Source organism: Pseudomonas sp. NBRC 111119, from assembly GCF_001320125.1.
Lineage (GTDB): Bacteria > Pseudomonadota > Gammaproteobacteria > Pseudomonadales > Pseudomonadaceae > Aquipseudomonas > Aquipseudomonas parafulva.
In genome coordinates this window covers 1-3698 of sequence record NZ_BCAV01000062.1, presented here as the reverse complement: position 1 = coordinate 3698, position 3698 = coordinate 1, and the positions used below count along the sequence as shown (strand labels likewise).

Below are 3698 nucleotides of genomic sequence, written 5' to 3'. Positions count from 1 at the left end.
GGGTGCAGAAACGTTACCGGCAGCATCGACCAGCTGTACATCCAGGGCTTGGCCGTTGGCCTGTGCAGGGGAGAGCGTGATGTTGAACAGCCCGTCCGATCCGACGATGCCAGTCCCTATCACGGTGCCAGCGGCATCACGCACCTGAACGGTAGCGCCCGGCTCACCGCGACCGGTGAAGGTAACGCCATCTACCAAAGCCAGGTCGGTGGGTTGTGCGGGAGCAGTGAGGTCCGGCGAGGCGACGCTGCCTGGTTGCGATACGTTGCCAGCGGCATCGGTAAGGGTAACCTGCAGGGTGCTGCCGTCTTTCACCGCAGGGTTCAGCGACACTGCAAATGTGCCATCCGATCCTACAGTCCCAGTGGCGATAACATTACCTGCGGCATCACGAATCTGCACGGTAGCACCGGCTTCGCCGCGACCGGTGAGCTGAGTGCCCGCTGAACCGATCGCCAGATCCACCGGGGCAGCCGGTGGCGTGGTGTCGACGCCGTCGATATCAGGCGCCGTAAACGTACTGGCTTCGGAGGTATTGCCAGCAGCATCTGTGGCAGTGGCGCGCAGCACTTCGCCGTCTACCTGTGGCGGGCTGAGGGTGATGTTGAAAATGCCCGTTGGTCCTACCAGTGCGGTGCCGAGCTGCGTGCCGTCGGCAGTGGTTACACGCACGGTGCTGCCGGGCTCTGCACTACCGGTCACCAGACTGCCGTCAGCGCTTATCGTAAGTTGGGCTGGCGCATCTGGCGCGGTGATGTCAGGTGCCGTGACTTGGGCGGGGAGTGAAGACATGCCGTCTTGAATGGCGACTACATCCAGCAATTCACCGTTGGCTTGGGCTGGATTGAGCGGGATGCTGAAGGTGCCATCGGCATTGGCAACAGCACTACCGATCAACGTACCATCTGCCCCACGGACTTCTACGCGAGAGCCAGCCGGCGCAGTACCCGTCAGCGCTGTACCGTCCGCGTTGACGATCAGGTTGGTCGGGCTCTCCGGCACGGTAATAAGAGGGACCTCGTAATCGACGGCGACCGAAACGTTTCCGCTACCGTCGATTTGAACCAGGCTCAATTGCTCGCCGGGCTGTGCAGCAGGATCGAGGCTGACCAGGAAGGTGCCGTTGGCAGTGACCAAGCCACGGCCCAGCAGATTGCCGTCGGCGTCACGCACTTCGACAGTAGCGCCGGGTTCGCCTCGCCCGCTCAGAGCAGTGCCGCCAGGACCGACCAGAATATTGGTCACCGCATCGGGCGGGGTGATGTCGGGTGCATCGAATTGCAGGGGTGCAGAAACGTTACCAGCAGCATCGATTAGCCGTACATCCAGTGCCTGGCCGTTGGCCTGGGCTGGCGACAAGGTCAGGCTGAACAGCCCGTCTGAACCGACAACGCCAGTGCCGATCAGAGCGCCAGCGGCATCACACACCTGAACCGTGGCGCCGGGTTCACCGCGACCGGTGAAGGTCACGCCATCTGCCAAGGCCAGGTCGGTGGGTTGCGCGGGTGCAGTGAGGTCGGGCGAGGCGACGCTGCCTGGTTGCGAAACATTGCCCGCAGCATCGGTGAGGATGACTTGCAGGGTGCTGCCGTCTTTCACAGCAGGGTTCAGCGACACTGCAAATGTGCCATTCGGCCCTACGGCCCCAGTGGCAATGACATTACCTGCGGCATCACGCACCTGCACGGTGGTGCCGGCTTCACCGCGGCCAGTCAATTGAGTACCGGCAAGGCCCACCACCAGATTGATAGGTGCATCAGGTGGCGTGGTATCGACGCCGTCGATGTCCGGCGCGGTCACGGTGCTGGCGGTTGATGTATTGCCAGCGGCATCGGTGGCGGTGGCTTGCAGCACTTCGCCATCCACCTGGGGTGGCATCAGGCTGATGCTGAACAAGCCCGTTGCGCCGACCACTGCGGTGCCAAGCTCAGTGCCGTTGGCACTCAGGATACGTACGGTGCTACCCGGTTCTGCGCGGCCAGTGATTACAGTCCCGTCTGCGCTGACGGCCAATTCGGTCGGTGCCGCAGGTGCGGTGATATCGGGGGCGGTGACTTGGGCGGGGAGGGAAGACAGGCCGTTTTCGATGGCCACCACGTCCAGAAATTCACCGTTGGCCTGTGCTGGATTCAGCGTGATACTGAAGGTGCCATCGGCATTGGCAACAGCACTACCGATCAACGTGCCATCTGCCCCACGGGCTTCTACGCGAGAGCCAGCCGGCGCAGTACCCGTCAGCGCTGTACCATCCGCGCTAATGGCCAGATTGGTTGGGCTTTCTGGTGCAGTAGTAACGGGAACCTCGTAATCCACGGCCACCGAAGCGTTACCGCTTGGGTCGATTTGCACCAGGCTCAGTTGCTCGCCGGGCTGTGCAGCAGGATCGAGGCTGACCAGGAAGGTGCCGTTGGCATTGACCACGCCACGGCCCAGCAGATCGCCGTCGGCGTCACGCACCTCGACGGTAGCGCCGGCTTCGCCTCGCCCGCTCAGGGCAGTGCCGCCAGGACCGACCAGAATATTGGTCACCGCATCGGGCGGGGTGATGTCGGGTGCATCGAATTGCAGAGGTGCAGAAACGTTGCCTGCAGCATCGACCAGCTGTACATCCAGGGCTTGGCCATTGGCCTGGGCTGGCGACAAAGTCAGGCTGAACAGTCCGTCAGACCCGACAATGCCAGTGCCGATCAGGGTGCCAGCGGCATCACGCACCTGCACGGTAGCACCCGATTCACCGCGACCGGTGAAGGTCACGCCATCTGCCAAGGCCAAGTCGGTGGGTTGCGCGGGTGCAGTGAGGTCGGGCGAGGCGACGCTGCCTGGTTGCGAAACATTGCCCGCAGCATCGGTGAGGATGACTTGCAGGGTGCTGCCGTCTTTCACAGCAGGGTTCAGCGACACTGCAAATGTGCCATTCGGCCCTACGGCCCCAGTGGCAATGACATTACCTGCGGCATCACGCACCTGCACGATGGTGCCGGCTTCGCCTCGGCCAGTCAATTGAGTACCGGCAAGGCCAACCATCAGGTCAACAGGTGCCGCAGGCGGCGTGGTATCCACGCCATCGATGTCCGGCGCAGTCACGGTGCCAGCGGCGGATGTATTACCAGCCGCATCTGTAGCGGTGGCTTGCAGCACTTCGCCATCTACCTGAGGTGGTGTCAGATTGATGCTGAACAAGCCCGTTGCGCCGACCACTGCGGTGCCAAGTTCAGTACCGTTGGCACCCAGGATACGTACGGTGCTACCCGGTTCTGCGCGGCCAGTAATTACAGTCCCGTCTGCGCTGACGGCCAATTCGGTCGGCGCCGCAGGTGCGGTGATATCGGGGGCGGTGACTTGGGCGGGGAGGGAAGACAGGCCGTTTTCGATGGCCACCACGTCCAGCAATTCACCGTTGGCCTGGGCTGGATTCAGCGGGATGCTGAAGGTGCCATCGGCATTGGCAACAGCACGACCGATCAACGTGCCATCTGCCCCACGGGCTTCTACGCGAGAGCCAGCCGGCGCAGTACCCGTCAGCGCTGTACCATCCGCGCTAATGGCCAGATTGGTTGGGCTTTCTGGTGCAGTAGTAACGGGAACCTCGTAATCCACGGCCACCGAAGCGTTACCGCTTGGGTCGATTTGCACCAGGCTCAGTTGCTCGCCGGGCTGTGCAGCAGGATCGAGGCTGACCAGGAAGGTGCCGTTGGCAG

Annotated in this window: 1 protein-coding gene; it reads right to left on the bottom strand. The window is 62.7% G+C overall.

The features are described 5' to 3' along the window. Nucleotides 1–3698: Ig-like domain-containing protein (locus APH25_RS21235; RefSeq protein ID WP_256217601.1), on the bottom strand; the 3698-nt coding region annotated here is incomplete at both ends.